This is a genomic window from Aestuariirhabdus haliotis (genome assembly GCF_023509475.1).
GTDB lineage: Bacteria > Pseudomonadota > Gammaproteobacteria > Pseudomonadales > Aestuariirhabdaceae > Aestuariirhabdus > Aestuariirhabdus haliotis.
In genome coordinates this window covers 1-14,435 of sequence record NZ_JAKSDZ010000034.1, presented here as the reverse complement: position 1 = coordinate 14,435, position 14,435 = coordinate 1, and the positions used below count along the sequence as shown (strand labels likewise).

At 52.5% G+C, this 14,435-nt stretch carries 11 protein-coding genes; 2 read left to right on the top strand and 9 right to left on the bottom strand.

The window, feature by feature from the left end; all coding sequences use genetic code 11:
- Positions 1-117: 117 nt before the first annotated feature.
- Entirely contained in the window at positions 118-1,425 is a 1,308-nt protein-coding gene (locus tag MIB40_RS15090) for an ammonium transporter (RefSeq protein WP_249695950.1), read from the bottom strand.
- Positions 1,426-1,623: 198 nt separating this feature from the next.
- Positions 1,624-1,962 carry a P-II family nitrogen regulator gene (locus tag MIB40_RS15085; protein ID WP_249695949.1) on the bottom strand — a complete coding sequence of 113 codons (339 nt, stop codon included), beginning with the start codon at positions 1,960-1,962 and terminating at the stop codon, positions 1,624-1,626.
- A 205-nt stretch (positions 1,963-2,167) separates the two neighbouring features.
- On the opposite strand from MIB40_RS15085, the gene MIB40_RS15080 reads away from it, so the two are divergent.
- A complete protein-coding gene (locus MIB40_RS15080; RefSeq protein WP_249695948.1) occupies positions 2,168-2,884 on the top strand; it encodes a TIGR01621 family pseudouridine synthase in 717 nt (238 codons plus the stop codon).
- 51 nt (positions 2,885-2,935) lie between these two features.
- Here the strand turns inward: MIB40_RS15080 and MIB40_RS15075 are convergent, their stop codons facing one another.
- From MIB40_RS15075 to MIB40_RS15045, 7 genes are all read right to left on the bottom strand, one after another.
- Positions 2,936-4,528: an ABC-F family ATPase gene (locus tag MIB40_RS15075; RefSeq protein ID WP_249695946.1), complete on the bottom strand. Its 1,593-nt coding sequence runs from the start codon at positions 4,526-4,528 to the stop codon at positions 2,936-2,938.
- A gap of 158 nt (positions 4,529-4,686) precedes the next feature.
- Entirely contained in the window at positions 4,687-6,483 is a 1,797-nt protein-coding gene (recQ, locus tag MIB40_RS15070; RefSeq protein WP_249695944.1) for a DNA helicase RecQ, read from the bottom strand.
- A gap of 108 nt (positions 6,484-6,591) precedes the next feature.
- Positions 6,592-7,602: an adenosine deaminase gene (locus MIB40_RS15065; RefSeq protein ID WP_249695942.1), complete on the bottom strand. Its 1,011-nt coding sequence runs from the start codon at positions 7,600-7,602 to the stop codon at positions 6,592-6,594.
- Between the two features lie 158 nt (positions 7,603-7,760).
- Positions 7,761-9,260, bottom strand: coding sequence for a methyl-accepting chemotaxis protein (locus tag MIB40_RS15060; RefSeq protein ID WP_249695940.1), 1,500 nt, complete (start codon positions 9,258-9,260; stop codon positions 7,761-7,763).
- A gap of 15 nt (positions 9,261-9,275) precedes the next feature.
- The gene (locus MIB40_RS15055; RefSeq protein WP_249695938.1) at positions 9,276-9,887 is read right to left on the bottom strand and encodes an SCO family protein; all 612 of its coding nucleotides are present in this window, start codon (positions 9,885-9,887) and stop codon (positions 9,276-9,278) included.
- Positions 9,888-10,058: 171 nt separating this feature from the next.
- On the bottom strand, positions 10,059-11,540 hold the full coding sequence (gene modF, locus MIB40_RS15050; protein ID WP_249695936.1) for a molybdate ABC transporter ATP-binding protein ModF: 1,482 nt from the start codon (positions 11,538-11,540) through the stop codon (positions 10,059-10,061).
- Between the two features lie 530 nt (positions 11,541-12,070).
- On the bottom strand, positions 12,071-12,958 hold the full coding sequence (locus MIB40_RS15045; protein WP_249695934.1) for a LysR family transcriptional regulator: 888 nt from the start codon (positions 12,956-12,958) through the stop codon (positions 12,071-12,073).
- Between the two features lie 147 nt (positions 12,959-13,105).
- On the opposite strand from MIB40_RS15045, the gene MIB40_RS15040 reads away from it, so the two are divergent.
- Positions 13,106-14,230 carry an alkene reductase gene (locus MIB40_RS15040; RefSeq protein WP_249695932.1) on the top strand — a complete coding sequence of 375 codons (1,125 nt, stop codon included), beginning with the start codon at positions 13,106-13,108 and terminating at the stop codon, positions 14,228-14,230.
- The last annotated feature ends 205 nt before the right edge of the window (positions 14,231-14,435 follow it).

Below are 14,435 nucleotides of genomic sequence, written 5' to 3'. Positions count from 1 at the left end.
GCAGGATTAGTCAGTAACCCCCTTTATGGTAATACAAAAGCAGTAAAACCCCGGTGTTGAGCCGGGGTTTTGCTGTGGGTTGCCAAGGGCTGGATGCCCTTTGCGATAAGGTAGGGATTACAGGTCGTAACCCCGCTCATCGTGCAGTACCAGATCGAGACCTTCGGTCTCTTCGTCCTGGGTAACACGCAGGGCCACAATGTTGTTGACGACCTTCATCAGCACCAGCGTCACGATGGCGGTGTAAACACCGGTGGCAAGCACACCGATCGCCTGTACACCAAGCTGGCTGGCGATGGTCATGCCTTCGTTAAGGCCTTGTCCGCTGAAGACGCCCAGTTCGCTGGAGGCGAAGATACCGGCCATCAAGGTGCCCAGAATACCGCCCACGCCGTGCACCGGGAATACGTCGAGGGAATCATCGATTTTCCACTTCTGTTTGATCGCCTGGGTCATGTAGTAGCAGATGACACCGGCGGAAATACCAATAATCAACGCGCCACCGGGGCCAACAAAACCGGACGCCGGAGTGATGGTGCCAAGGCCGGCGACCATACCGGTAACGATACCCAGTACCGAGGGCTTACCGTGTTTGATCCATTCCATCGCCATCCAGGTCAGGGAACCGGCGGCGGCGGAGATGTGGGTTACCAGCATCGCCATGGCCGCATCGCCATTGGCGGCCAGCGCACTGCCGGCATTAAAGCCAAACCAGCCAACCCAGAGCATGCCTGCACCGGTCACGACCATGGTCATATTGTGGGGTGGCATGGCGGTGGTGCCGAAGCCTTTGCGGTTACCAACCACAATGGCGAATACCAGCGCCGCCACACCGGCCGTCACGTGCACCACGGTACCGCCGGCAAAGTCCAGCAAGCCCAGTTCGGCCAGCCAGCCGCCGCCCCAGACCCAGTGAGTGATCGGCACATAAACCAGCAGCAACCAGCCGGCGCTGAACAGCAGCATGGCGGAGAAACGAATACGTTCGGCAAAGGCACCCACAATCAGGGCCGGGGTGATGATCGCGAAGGTCATCTGGAACATGGCAAAGAGGGATTCGGGAATATCACCGGCCACGGTTTCTTCCGCAATATTGGCGAAGAACACCTGGCTGAAGCCGCCGATAAAACTGTTGGCGGCGCCACCGTCGGTGAAGGCCAGACTGTAGCCGACGATCATCCATAACAGGGAAGCGACACAGGCGATGGCAAAGCATTGCATGAGTACCGACAGCACGTTGCGGGTACGGACCAGGCCACCATAAAACAACGACAGGCCGGGTAGGGTCATAAACAATACCAGGGCGGTGGCGGTGAGAATCCAGGCGGTGTTGGCGCCATTAAGTTCATCAGCCATGGCTGGTAAAGGAATTGCGCAGAGCGCAACCAGGGCGGCTATCAGGCCACCGACTCGTGAGATCGACATCAATTTACTCCTAAGGCACTTTAATTATTATCGGGGCAACAGGTTTATTGGCCCCTCGCCGGAACAGGCTTTATAGGGTTTTAATTATGTCGTGATCGCGGAGCGATCCGGTCTGTTCCGGTGATACAGCAGCGATGGATACGGCTTCTATGGCCGCTTTAGTCTGCTGCCTGGTTGGGCTGTTTTAAAACAGCTCGTTTACAGCGCTTCCGGGCCGGTTTCGCCGGTACGGATGCGGATAACCTGTTCTACGTTGGTCACAAAAATCTTGCCGTCACCAATTTTTCCGGTGCAAGCGGAGCTTTGAATGGCTTCAATGGCTTGCTCGAGCACGTCTTCGTCAACGGCGATCTGCACCTTGACCTTGGGCAGGAAGTCGACAACGTACTCGGCACCTCGGTACAGTTCGGTGTGACCTTTCTGACGACCAAAACCCTTGACCTCTTCGATGGTCATGCCCCGTATGCCGATATCGGACAGGGCGGCGCGGACATCATCAAGCTTGAACGGCTTGATTATAGCGGTGATCATTTTCATCTTATGGTTCCCCCAATGGCGTTCTGCGCGCTGCGCAGTGAATCAATGGCTCGAAGCGTTGGCCACGAGCAGCGCTTATTCTGGCGGCAGCGACGATAAAACTCAACCGTCGGGCTGGGCAATGCGAAGTTGGGCGGGGATAATGGCCGTCGAGTTGTCCGATCGTTCCTATTCGCCTTAATAGACACAATACAGGTAGGCCGTTATGCCCCAGCCTTGGTACCAACTTGTGCACCAACACGATGATTTTCTGCTGATCGATAAGGCGGCGGGGATTAGTGTGCATCGCGATGATGAGGCCGAGGGCCTGGTGGCCCGTATCGCCCGTGAACAGGGAGAAGCGCAGCTGTTTTTGGTCCACCGGCTCGACCGCATGACGTCCGGACTGTTATTGCTGGCAAGGAATCCCGATGCCGCGGCCGGGTTGGCGGAGCTGTTTCGGGAGCACCGCATCGAAAAATTTTACCTGGCGTTGTCGGCCCGTAAACCCAATCGCAAGCAAGGGCTGATACGCGGTGATATGACCCGATCGCGCCGGGGTAGCTGGAAGTTGGGAAAAAGTACCAACAACCCGGCACTCACCCAGTTTTTCAGCACCTCAATCGAGCACAAACGGCGGCTGTTTATCTTGCGTCCGGCGACGGGCAAAACCCACCAGATTCGGGTCGCCATGAAAAGCCTGGCGGCGCCGATTTTGGGCGATGCCCGTTATGGTGATCAGGCGCAGGCTCAAGCTTGCGATCGGGGTTATCTGCATGCCTATGCTTTGCGCTTTCAGTGGCGAGATGAGTCGCTGGAGTTTGTGCGATCGCCCGGTGAAGGCGTCGAATACCTTACCGATGAATGCCAGCAACAGATTGAGCAGTGGAACACGCCCTGGGAATTGCCTTGGCCAGAACTGAAGCAGCGGGGCCGGGTATAGGTATAAAAAAGGGAAGCACAGGCTTCCCTTTTTGTTTTTTCTCGCTGAGGACTACTGCACGCCCTGACTGAGCAGGTAGTCTTCGTAGGTGCCGTGGAAATCGACCACACCGGTGGGTGTCAGCTCGATAATGCGAGTCGCCAATGAGGAGACAAATTCCCGATCATGGCTGACGAACATCAAGGTGCCGGCATAGTCTTCCAGGGCCTGGTTGAGGGATTCGATCGATTCCATATCCAGGTGGTTGGTGGGTTCATCCATCAACAGGATATTAGGGCGCTGCAGCATGATTTTGCCAAACAGCATGCGGCCCTGTTCACCACCGGAGATCACCTTAACCGACTTGTCGATATCTTTTTGCGAGAACAGTAAACGTCCCAGAGTACCGCGAATGACCTGCTCGTCGTCGCCTTCCTGGCCCCAGTCGCCCATCCATTCGAGCAGGGTTTTATCGGTTTCAAAATCGGACGCATGATCCTGGGCGTAATAGCCATGGCTGCTGTTTTCGGACCATTTCACGGTGCCTGCACTCGGCTCAAGATCTCCCACCAGACAGCGTAGCAGGGTGGATTTACCGATGCCGTTGGGTCCGATGATGGCAATTTTCTCACCGACTTCGACCATCAGGTTAAGGTCGCTGAAGAGTTTGTCATCGTCGAACGACTTACCCAAACCTTCCACTTCCAATGCCAGGCGATGCAGTTTTTTCTCCTGCTCGAAACGGATATAGGGGTTCTGACGGCTGGAAGGCTTGACCTCGTCGAGCTGGATTTTGTCGATCTGCTTGGCACGCGACGTCGCCTGCTTGGATTTGGAGGCGTTGGCGGAGAAACGGCTGACAAAGGATTTCAATTCGGAAATCTGGGCCTTCTTCTTGGCGTTTTCCGACAGCAGACGCTCCCGGGCCTGGGTCGATGCCGTCATGTACTGATCGTAGTTGCCGGGGTACAGGCGCAGCTCTCCGTAGTCCAGATCCGCCATATGGGTGCAGACGCTGTTGAGGAAGTGGCGGTCGTGGGAAATGATAATCATGGTGCAGTTGCGCTCGTTGAGCACGCCTTCCAACCAGCGGATGGTATTGATATCCAGGTTGTTGGTGGGCTCATCGAGCAGCATGATGTCGGGGTCGGAGAACAGTACCTGGGCCAGCAAGACCCGTAGCTTCCAACCGGGTGCGACCTTGCTCATGGGGCCAAAGTGCAGGGACTCCTCGATGCCGACTCCGAGTAACAGCTCGCCGGCGCGGGATTCGGCGGTGTAGCCGTCCATCTCGGCAAATTCCGATTCCAGCTCGCCAGCACGAATGCCATCGGCTTCGCTCATTTCGGCTTTGGCGTAAATGGCGTCGCGCTCGGCTTTGATCGCCCAGAGCTCTTCATGACCCATGATCACGGTGTCGATTACGCTGAACTCTTCGAATGCAAACTGGTCCTGCTTCAATTTACCGATACGTTCGTTAGGGTCTTTGGAAACATTTCCCGCAGTCGCTTCGAGGTCGTTACCCAGAATTTTCATAAAGGTCGACTTTCCGCACCCGTTGGCCCCGATCAGGCCGTAGCGGTTGCCTTCGCCAAATTTGACAGAGACGTTTTCAAACAGTGGCTTGGCGCCGAACTGCATGGTGATATTGGCAGTAGTGAGCAATGTAATGATCCGGATTCAGGTATTGAGACAGGGGCCGCACCGCACGGGATTACTGGTGGCTGGTATGGCGTACAAAAAATAGGCGCGCATTATGCCAACTTCGTGGGTGCGGGGAAAGAGCAAAAGGTAAAAGAGGCAAGCGTGGTCGCAGGTTGCAATCAGCTGCTCAGATGTTGATTGATGACCCGTAAAAAGTCGGCGCCATATTTATCCAGCTTGCGTTCGCCAACCCCGCTGAGGCTGCCGAACTCGCTCAGGCTTTGGGGTATCTGGTAACACATCTCCTGCAGGGTATTGTTATTAAAGATGACGTAGGGTGGCACGCCCTGTTCATCGGCCAGCTCCCGGCGGCATGCGCGCAGCGCTTCCCACAGTGCGACATCGATATCCTCGGGCAGGGCGGTTTTGGTCTGCTGCTTGACCACTTTCTTCAGGGTGTCGCGGCGCAGATGCAGGGTTTCCTCATCCCTTAATAGCGCTCGGCAATGGCTTTCCAGTTGCAATGCACCATAGCCTTCGACGTCGACCCGCAGATAGCCGCGGGCCACCAGTTGGCGAAATACTGAACTCCACTGGTTTTTATCCAGCGACTTGCCAACGCCAAAAGTAGGTAGCCGATGGTGATCGCACTGAATGACCTTGTCAGTTTCACTGCCACGCAAAACATCTATTAGATGGTTGACGCCAAAGCGCTGGCCCGTACGGTAAGCCGCGCTCAGTGCCATGCGCGCCGCTTCGGTGCCATCCCAGGTAGCCACCGGTTCGAGGCAGGTATCGCAGTTGCCACAGGGGTCGGCCAGTTCGTCGCCAAAGTAACCGAGTAAGGTCTGGCGTCGACAACTGGTTATTTCACACAGGCCAAGCATGGCATTAAGACGGTGTTGCTCGACTCGTTTAAAGGCTTCATTACCCTGGGAGTTGGCCATCATCTGTCGCAGCTTGATAACATCCTGCAAGCCGTACACCATCCAGGCATTGGCGGTTTCGCCGTCGCGTCCGGCGCGCCCGGTTTCCTGATAGTAGGCTTCAACCGTTTTTGGCAGGTCGAGATGCGCGACAAAGCGTACGTCGGGTTTATCGATGCCCATACCGAAGGCGATGGTCGCCACCACGATAATGCCCTCTTCCCGCAGGAAGCGCGCCTGATGTTCAGCCCGCACTTCAGTCGGCAGACCAGCATGATAGGGCAGGGCCGTAAAACCCTGCTGGCATAACCAGCTGGCGATCTCTTCGGTTTTACGCCGGGACAGACAATAGACAATACCGGCGTCGGAGGGGTGTTCCTGTTTCAGGAAGCGTAACAGCTGTTGTCGGGCGTTTTGTTTGAGGGTAATTCGATAGCGGATATTGGGGCGATCGAAACCGGCGATAAATTGCTGAGCCTCTTCCAGTTGCAAGCGCTCGATGATCTCGGCGCGAGTGCGTTCGTCCGCCGTGGCGGTTAAGGCGATGCGGGGTACCTGAGGAAACTCCTGGTGCAGCAGAGACAGCTGTAGATAATCGGCACGAAAATCATGTCCCCACTGGGACACGCAATGGGCCTCATCGATGGCGAACAGAGCGATCTGTGCCTGGGACAGCAGCTGCAACGTGCGCCCCTGTACTAACCGCTCCGGGGCAATATAGAGCAGATCCAGCTCGTTATCGAGCAGCGCCTGTTCGACCGACTGCACGCTGGCCAGATCCAGGGTCGAGTTCAGAAAGCTGGCCCGCACCCCCAGTTCCTGCATGGCGCTGACCTGATCCTGCATCAAGGCAATTAAGGGTGAGATCACCACACCGCAGCCGGGGCGCGCCAACGCCGGAATCTGATAGCACAGGGATTTTCCGCCGCCAGTGGGCATAAGCACCAGAGCATCTCCCCCTTTAATCAGGGTGTCGATAATCTCGTCCTGTGGAGGGCGAAAGGCGTCGTAGCCAAAGGTGTGGTTGAGGATATCCAGGGCGCGAGTCATGGCGGCGGAGTATACCGGAAGGCAGCAGCAGTATCTCCTGTTAGATCGTCTTCTGTTGCAGAGCTGCACTGGTTACGCGGCTCTGCAATACGGCATGTAGACCGCTGTTTAAACCGGCAGGTTATCCAGAAAGGATTGGGTGATTTGTCGCAGGCGATCTTTTTCCTGTGGTGAGACAAAACTGGCGTCGATGGCATTGAAGGTAAACTGGGCCAACTCATTCTGTGTTACCGAGTGAGCGTTGGCAACGGCAATAAAGTTGTCGTTCATATAGCCGCCGAAGTAAGCCGGGTCGTCTGAGTTGATGGTGACGCATAGCCCTTGACGTAATAGCTCGACAATATTGTGTTGTGCCATGGAGTCAAACACCTTGAGTCTGGTGTTGGAGAGCGGACAGACGGTTAACGGGGTTCGGTTTTTGATCAGTTGCTCGACCAGTGCTTCGTCTTCGGTGCAGCGCACCCCATGATCAATGCGACTCACCTTTAACAGAGTCAAGGCGTCACGAATATTGCTCGCGGGACCTTCCTCCCCGGCATGGGCCACACTCAGAAAACCTTCGGCCAGGGCGCGATCGAAGACACGTTGAAATTTTTCCGGTGGATGGCCGAGCTCGGATGAATCCAACCCGACGGCGATGATTTTATCCTTATGGGGCAGGGCTTGCTCCAGGGTGGCAAACGCCGAGGCTTCGTCGAGATGCCTTAAAAAACAGAGTATCAAGCGGCTGCTGATGCCTAGTTTTTCCTGGCCGTCGTTGAGTGCGCTATAAATGCCATTAACGACCGTATCAAAACCAATGCCACGTTCGGTATGGGTTTGTGGGTCAAAAAACAGCTCGCTATGAATCACATTATCCTGCTGGCAGCGTAGCAGGTAAGCCCAGGTCAGGTCATAAAAGTCGCGTTCGGTAATCAGTACATTGGCGCCTTGATAATATATGTCGAGGAACGATTGCAAGTTGTGGAATTGGTAGGCCTCCCGAACGGCGTCAGCGGAAGGGTAGGGAATCGAAATGTGATTGCGCTCGGCCAGTTCGAACATCAGTTCAGGTTCGAGTGAGCCCTCTATATGAAGATGAAGCTCAACCTTGGGTAGTGCCTGGATGAAAGTTTTCATAGGGCGCTTGAATTATGCCAGTCGTGTAAGTGAACCCGACAATACATGAGTGACATGTCATAAAGCAAAGCCGTGATGAGATTAATGTCGCGGATAAAAAAACTCGCAGGCTAACGATGAAACTATTCCGCGAGTTATGACGGTCGAAAGTAAGGAAGCTAGGATATTTTAAATATTGTAGCCTTAATGCGATATTGCTCGGCAATACTACTTACCTCATTGGCTTCATTCACCATCTTTTGCATATGTTCATTCAGATCATGGGTGGATTCGACGTTCTGTTGAATTTGTTGACCAATTTCTTGTAACAGGTTTTCTTGTTCCTGTGTGGTTTGGGCAATAGTTTTACTGAGTCTGGAAACTTGATGAATATCATCGGCTCGTTCGGTCATTCGATGAACAATCTTTTTTACCTGGCTGACATTTTGAGTTGTCTGCTCTTTACCTGATCCCATGGAATGAACGGTCTTTTCAACGCTGGTATTCAGGCGATCCAAAACCGTTTGAATGTCATCGGTGGCTTGGCTGGTGCGTTGGGCCAGAGCACGAACTTCATCGGCGACAACGGCAAAACCACGACCAGACTCTCCGGCCCGAGCGGCCTCGATGGCGGCATTGAGAGCCAACAGGTTGGTTTGCTCTGAGATACTTCGAATGGCCTGTAACAGTGAGGTGACGGAATTGACGTCTTCGGTGAGTTCATTCAATGATAGCGACACAGAAGTGATTTCGGTCTCAAGAGCGCTCATATCTTCCATAACCGTCATCACTTGTGTGCTGTCAGACAGACTGTCCTGTTCAACCTGGGTTGCTTTTTCTGACGAGTCGGAGCTGTTGATAGCGATATTACTGACGCTTTCCAGAATGTGCAGGGTTGATTGGGATACATTCTGCGAACGTTCTCTCTGCTGTTCGGTATTTTGTTGGGTTTGCTTCCCGATGTTGTTCAGTGTGTGGCTGGTTTCAGATAGTTGAGAAGAGATCTGCTGATACTCTGAAAAAATACTGGAGAGCGTTGCAAGCATATCGTTAAATGCATGCTCTGCTGGGCTCTTGGGGTCATGCAAGGAAACGGTTAAATCATTTTCTTCCGACAGTTTCTGGATCGCACCGGCAATGTTGCGATTCGCAGATGAATCAAGCTTCATCTGGATGCTCATAAATATTAGAACCACCGATTCTACGGCGGCAAAGACCGCATGAATAAAGGTAATCGTCCAGGTACAGTCGTTGGCAAAGATAGTAATGGGAATGTCAGCTATCACTACGCCCTGCATTTGAATATAAGTGAAGGAAATGTGGTGTATGGCAACAGTCAACAAGGCGGCGATAATGGGTTGCCAGCGCTGATATAGCAGAAACACAACCATGGAAGCGAAAATATGGAAGTGCATCTCGATCATCCCCATTTGGGTCTGAATCAATAGTGCTGAGGTGCTCATCATCAGAACAGCAGCGGCGATGCCAAATAATGTAGTGCCTTTGAATAAGCTGTAGGCGGCCTGTGTGAGTAAGGCTATACCAATGGCGGAGATGATACTCAGGGTAAGCAGTGATGAACCAACCATACCGCTGATGAGCAGGATAGGCGCTTGGGCCAGTAACAGGTAGTAGATGTTTTTATCTTGCTGGAGGATTTCATTATCTATATGACTCATTGTTTTTGCTCCCGATTACCCTGCTGAAATAACAATTTTTTGTAGGTCGTTGAGTAACCATTGGTTGTCGATATTAGTGCGACTGTAGATGCGCTTGATGGACTGGTCTGGACCCACCAGGTATAAGTTTCCTGCATGACGAGGTATCGTTGGCAGGGTTGACACTTTTTCTCGTAGACGATGCTGTATACGGCTCAATTCACGGGGTTCCAAGCGAGCGCTGAAAAAACGGTCGGATAAACTATCGATCATTTCATAACGCATTTTTGGCGTGTCGGTACCGGGATCAATGGTGATAAAAAGAAACCGAACTGGCGGTAAATTCAATTCGGTGTTTTGTGCCAGTGAGCGTTCCAATGTTTGCATCTGGTGAGTTCGTACTGGGCAGATCTGCGAGCAGCTAAAAAAGCCGAAAAAAAGATAGGTATACCCATCTTCCCATGCACTCAGGTTATGAGCCTGGTTGGTGGTATCAAACCATTGGAAATCGAGCGATCCGGAGAGCGGTGGCTTGTCCCATGAGAGGGCAGCCCACTGACCAAGCCAAAGCGCAGCAGGTACAAAGCCGATAACCAGCAATAAAAATGCCCCTAATACAATACGATGTTGTTGCCTGCTGATTCCCATCACCTGGTTTTGTGCTTTTTAAGTAGCATTACAATCAGTATAGCCAGATATCACTCATAGCCAGCCAATGAGACCAACTTGACCATATAGCGACATCAAACAGCTCTATTACTGATTAGCGGCTGTCGACATTGAAGCTTGAACAAAAAGGGGTGAAGGGGCTTATTTGGCTTACTCTATTTGCCGATAAGCAAATCCACCGGTGGGTTGGGCGACAAACTCCAATCGGTTGGCGATACAGTTGGGGTAATCTTCTTCGTGATGACTGACGAACAGCAAGGTGCTTTCGCCCAGTTGGCCGATCTGGTCGAGTAATGCTAGAACCATTTGACGATTAATTTCATCCAGTCCCTGACAGGGCTCGTCGAGAATCAACAGCGGAGGGTGCTTGACCATCGCGCGGGCAATCAACAGCATACGTTGTTGGCCATAGGACAGCTGTGCAATCGGAGTATTTGCGTGGTGCTCTAGATGGATCAGGTGTAGCCACTCCATGGCCAGCGATTTTTGACGGTCCGAGGGTTTGTTGTAAACCCCGATGGTGTCGAAAAAACCGGAGATGATCATATTCAGCGCACTGATCGGTACGCGATAGTTTAGCTGCAAGCTGGAGGAGACCAGTCCGATATGTTGTTTGATCTCCCAGATGCTTTCGCCACTTCCCCGTTGAAGACCAAACAGGCAAATATCGTTGGCATAGCTTTGCGGATGATCGCCGCTGACCAGACTGAGCAAGGTGGTTTTGCCGCAACCGTTGGGGCCACGCACCGCCCAGTGCTGCCCGGCATCGACCTGCCAGCTAAGGCCGTCGATGATGGTTTTCTCCGCATAGCTAACACGAATATTTTTCATTTTTACCAAGGGCTGATCGGTCGGAGAAGGGTTGAGTTTCTGAGTCGAATCACCAACGGGTAGAGTATCGGGTAATTGATGAAACTGATGCAGGGTTTGTAAAGCGCCCTCGGCAAGCAACGCTTGTCGTGGACCACAGGCCAATAAAGTGCAATGTTGCACATAAGCGACATGGGTAATCTCAGGCAGTAGCTCGCTAAACCGGTTCAGCAAGAGCACAACCATAACCCCATCTTGCATCAGGTTGCTGATCATCTGTTCCACAGCTTTATGGGTTGCTGCGTCGAGGCCGTCGAAGGGTTCGTCCAGCACCAGCATATCGGGTTGGCTCATCAGTGCTCTGGCCAACAGCAGTTTGCGGGTTTCTCCGGTGGACAGTAGCCGAAAGCCACGGTCAAGAATGTCTGTCATGCCCAGTACTTTGGATAACGCTTGTAGACGTGCTTCGTCTTGCTCCTCTTGCTGGACAAGGTCGCGTACGGGGGTGCCGGTGTCGACCTTGTCCATAAAATCGGTGTCGTCGTTGTAACGCTCCGCCTCCAGCAGTTCCTGCTGTTTTTCAAACGACACGTAACCAATATTGGCTGGGCGCTCACAGATAGTACCCTCGCCAGGCGTGAGATCACCGCTGATAAGTTGCCCAATCAGGCTCTTGCCTGATCCATTACTGCCAACCAGGGCCCATTGTTCCCCCGGCTTCAGGGACCATTGCTCGATGGACAGGGACAGAGTTTTGGTCAAGGGATGAGTGATATTGCTGAGTTTCATAGAGAGCGTTGTGCGATAAATATAGGGGGGCATAGTATGCCAGTTTGTTGTTACCGATGGATATGTCGATTGATATACACTAGGTTTTTCGCTTGAAATAAATCAATGAGCTGTGACGTCTTGCTTGCTTTTATAAATGAGTAAAAACAGTTTTCTATTAAGGAACGTCTGATCAATGAGTGTCACAGACCAATCCAGTTCAGTTTTCAATTTTCAATTTTAGGCGTTCAATGTATGGGAAAAATGCCATCGTTAGAGCCGTATTTTGGTTTTTAGCATTTCAGGTTGCACTAAGCCTGTAATGATTCACTTCGTTTCAATCAGTGCTTCTGTACTACCAACAAACAGGCCAGCGGCTGCTCACCAATAGGTGATGATCGTATTTATCCAGTCCTTTATAACGCACTTTGGTGAACCCAAGCCGGCCTTTTATAATGCCCGATAGATCTCGACATGCAGGGCGATTTTCGCCTGACAAAAACCATTTTTAGGGTCCGCAGAGATCTATCTGAAGTAATCAGAGGTACCTTAATACATGGTTCTGCAGTCACTGGCGGAATCGCTTAAAACAGGGCTTTTAATTCATCTATTAACCAGCGATGAATGGGGCTTTGGCTGGAGCGGGGGTGCCACGCTACTACTACTTCAAAAGAAGGGGGGAGGGTATCGAGCTTTAAGGGGACGACGTGTTCATTGGGTAACAGGCGTTCGGGGTAGAAAGCAATGGTATCGGTGGCGGCGATCACCTTGGGTGCGGCAGAAAAACTCGGAATCGACATCAGGATATTTCTTTGTAAACCTTGTTTGGCAAACCAGGCATCGTGAGAGCCTCTCAAACTGTCCCGTGCAGGAGAGACAATCAGTTGGGGAAGTGCGGCCACCTCTTCCAGCGTTAACTGGCGATGAGTCAATTCGGAATGGCGGGGGGCAACGCAGGTATGTTGTTCTTCAAATAGCGTGATGTAGTGCAATGAGTCGGGCAAAAATGGGGGAAAGGTTAACGTCAGGTCGATCTCTCCGGCAGCCATTTGCGCGTTCAGGTTCTCAGATTCAAAGTCTCGCACCACCATTTTAAGGTGTGGTGCCTGTTGTCGTACCACCTTTAGTAGCGGTGGTAATACGGCCTGAATGGCGTAATCCGTAGCGCTGATATTGAGGATGCCCTGGTAAGAGGCGGGGTCAAATTGCTCCTGCTCAAGGAGGGATTCTACCGCTTGTAAGATGTCGTGGATTTTGCCTCCGAGCTGCTCGGCTTTAGGGGTGGCCACCATGCCGTTACCCTGGCGAATGAATAAACGATCCTCGAACACTTCTCGTAGTTTTCTCAGTTGCTCGCTAATGGCTTGTTGCGTCAAGCCCATGTTGTCGGCAACCCGCGATAAATTTCGTTCTTGCAGGAGCGCAGCCAGTACGCGTAACTGCTTGATGTCCAGCCTATTGATACCATTCATATTTGTAGCTTAAACAAGGATAAGTTGTTTTTGATTGTATCTTAGTTGCCTCTATCATGCCCGCAACCCGTCATTTTCGTCACTCCACGAGCGGTGTTTTCAGCCAGCTTGAAGTGGGTGATGAAACAGAACCCGAGATAATCCATCATGAACAATAGCAACTTGTTTAGCCAAACCACCCTAGGGCCTTTTACCCTGAAAAATCGCATCGTGCTACCACCACTGACGCGCTCTCGCAGTTCGCAGCCCGGCGATATCGCCAATGATCTGATGGCCGAATATTACGCGCAGCGCTCCGGAGCCGGCTTTATGGTCACCGAAGGCACCCAGATTGAACCCCGCGGCCAAGGCTATGCCTGGACTCCGGGGATCTATTCGCCAGCACAGATTGAAGGTTGGAAAAAAGTCACATCGGCGGTGCACGCTAAAGGCGGGGTGATTTTCGCCCAGCTATGGCATGTCGGTCGAGTATCCCACACCAGCTTACAACCCAATGCCGAGGCGCCCGTTGCCCCGTCGGCGATCGCAGCCAAAGCGGTCAGTGTCTTTATCGAAACCGAGCCGGGAGTGGGTGCACTTGCCGAACCCAGTCAGCCCAGAGCCCTAACCACTGCTGAAGTTAAGCAGTTGGTACAGCTGTATGCTCAGGCGGCGCGCAATGCCCTGGAGGCGGGTTTTGATGGCGTTGAATTGCATTGTGCAAACGGCTATCTGATAAACCAGTTTATTTCTGAGCACAGCAATCAACGTACGGACGAGTATGGCGGCAATCTGAAGAATCGCTTGCGATTCTTGCGAGAAGTGGTGGCTGCCGTTGCCGAGGTGGTTGGCCCCGATAGATTGGGCGTACGTTTTGCTCCCCTGTTTGAAAGCACAAAAGAAGATCGCGTCTATTTGGGGTTGGTCGAAACGGATCCTCAGGCTACCTATGTCGAAGCGATTCGAGTGCTGGAAAGAGCCGGTGTTGGCTACCTTTCGCTGGCTGAAGCGGATTGGGATCTGGCACCTGAGCTGCCCTCAAGTTTTCGTCAGGCGGTTCGTGACAATTTTAGTGGCACGATTATGTATGCCGGAAAGTATTCGGCCGAAAAAGCCACTCGAGTATTAACCGACGGGTTTGGAGATATCTTTGGTTTCGGTCGCCCCTTTATTGCTAATCCCGACTTGCCAGAGCGCTTGCGAAATAATTGGCCCCTCAATGACGTTGATGCCGACACTATGTATGGCGGCACCGATAAGGGGTATTCGGATTATCCGGTTTACCAGCCATAACTGGGCAGAGCAGCTTTATTGAACATTAGGCTCGAAGGGCTCCACAGCAAAGGCTGGGTGGGGCCCGGTAAACAAAGAGTTGAGGTATGGGGGTAGCTGTCCTAGGGCGCTCCTAAAATGGTTTCTCTCGGTGTTGAAGCCCTTGTTCAGGTCTCGACATGAACGGCGAGCTTCGCCTTGATAAAAACCATTTTAGGATCCGCAG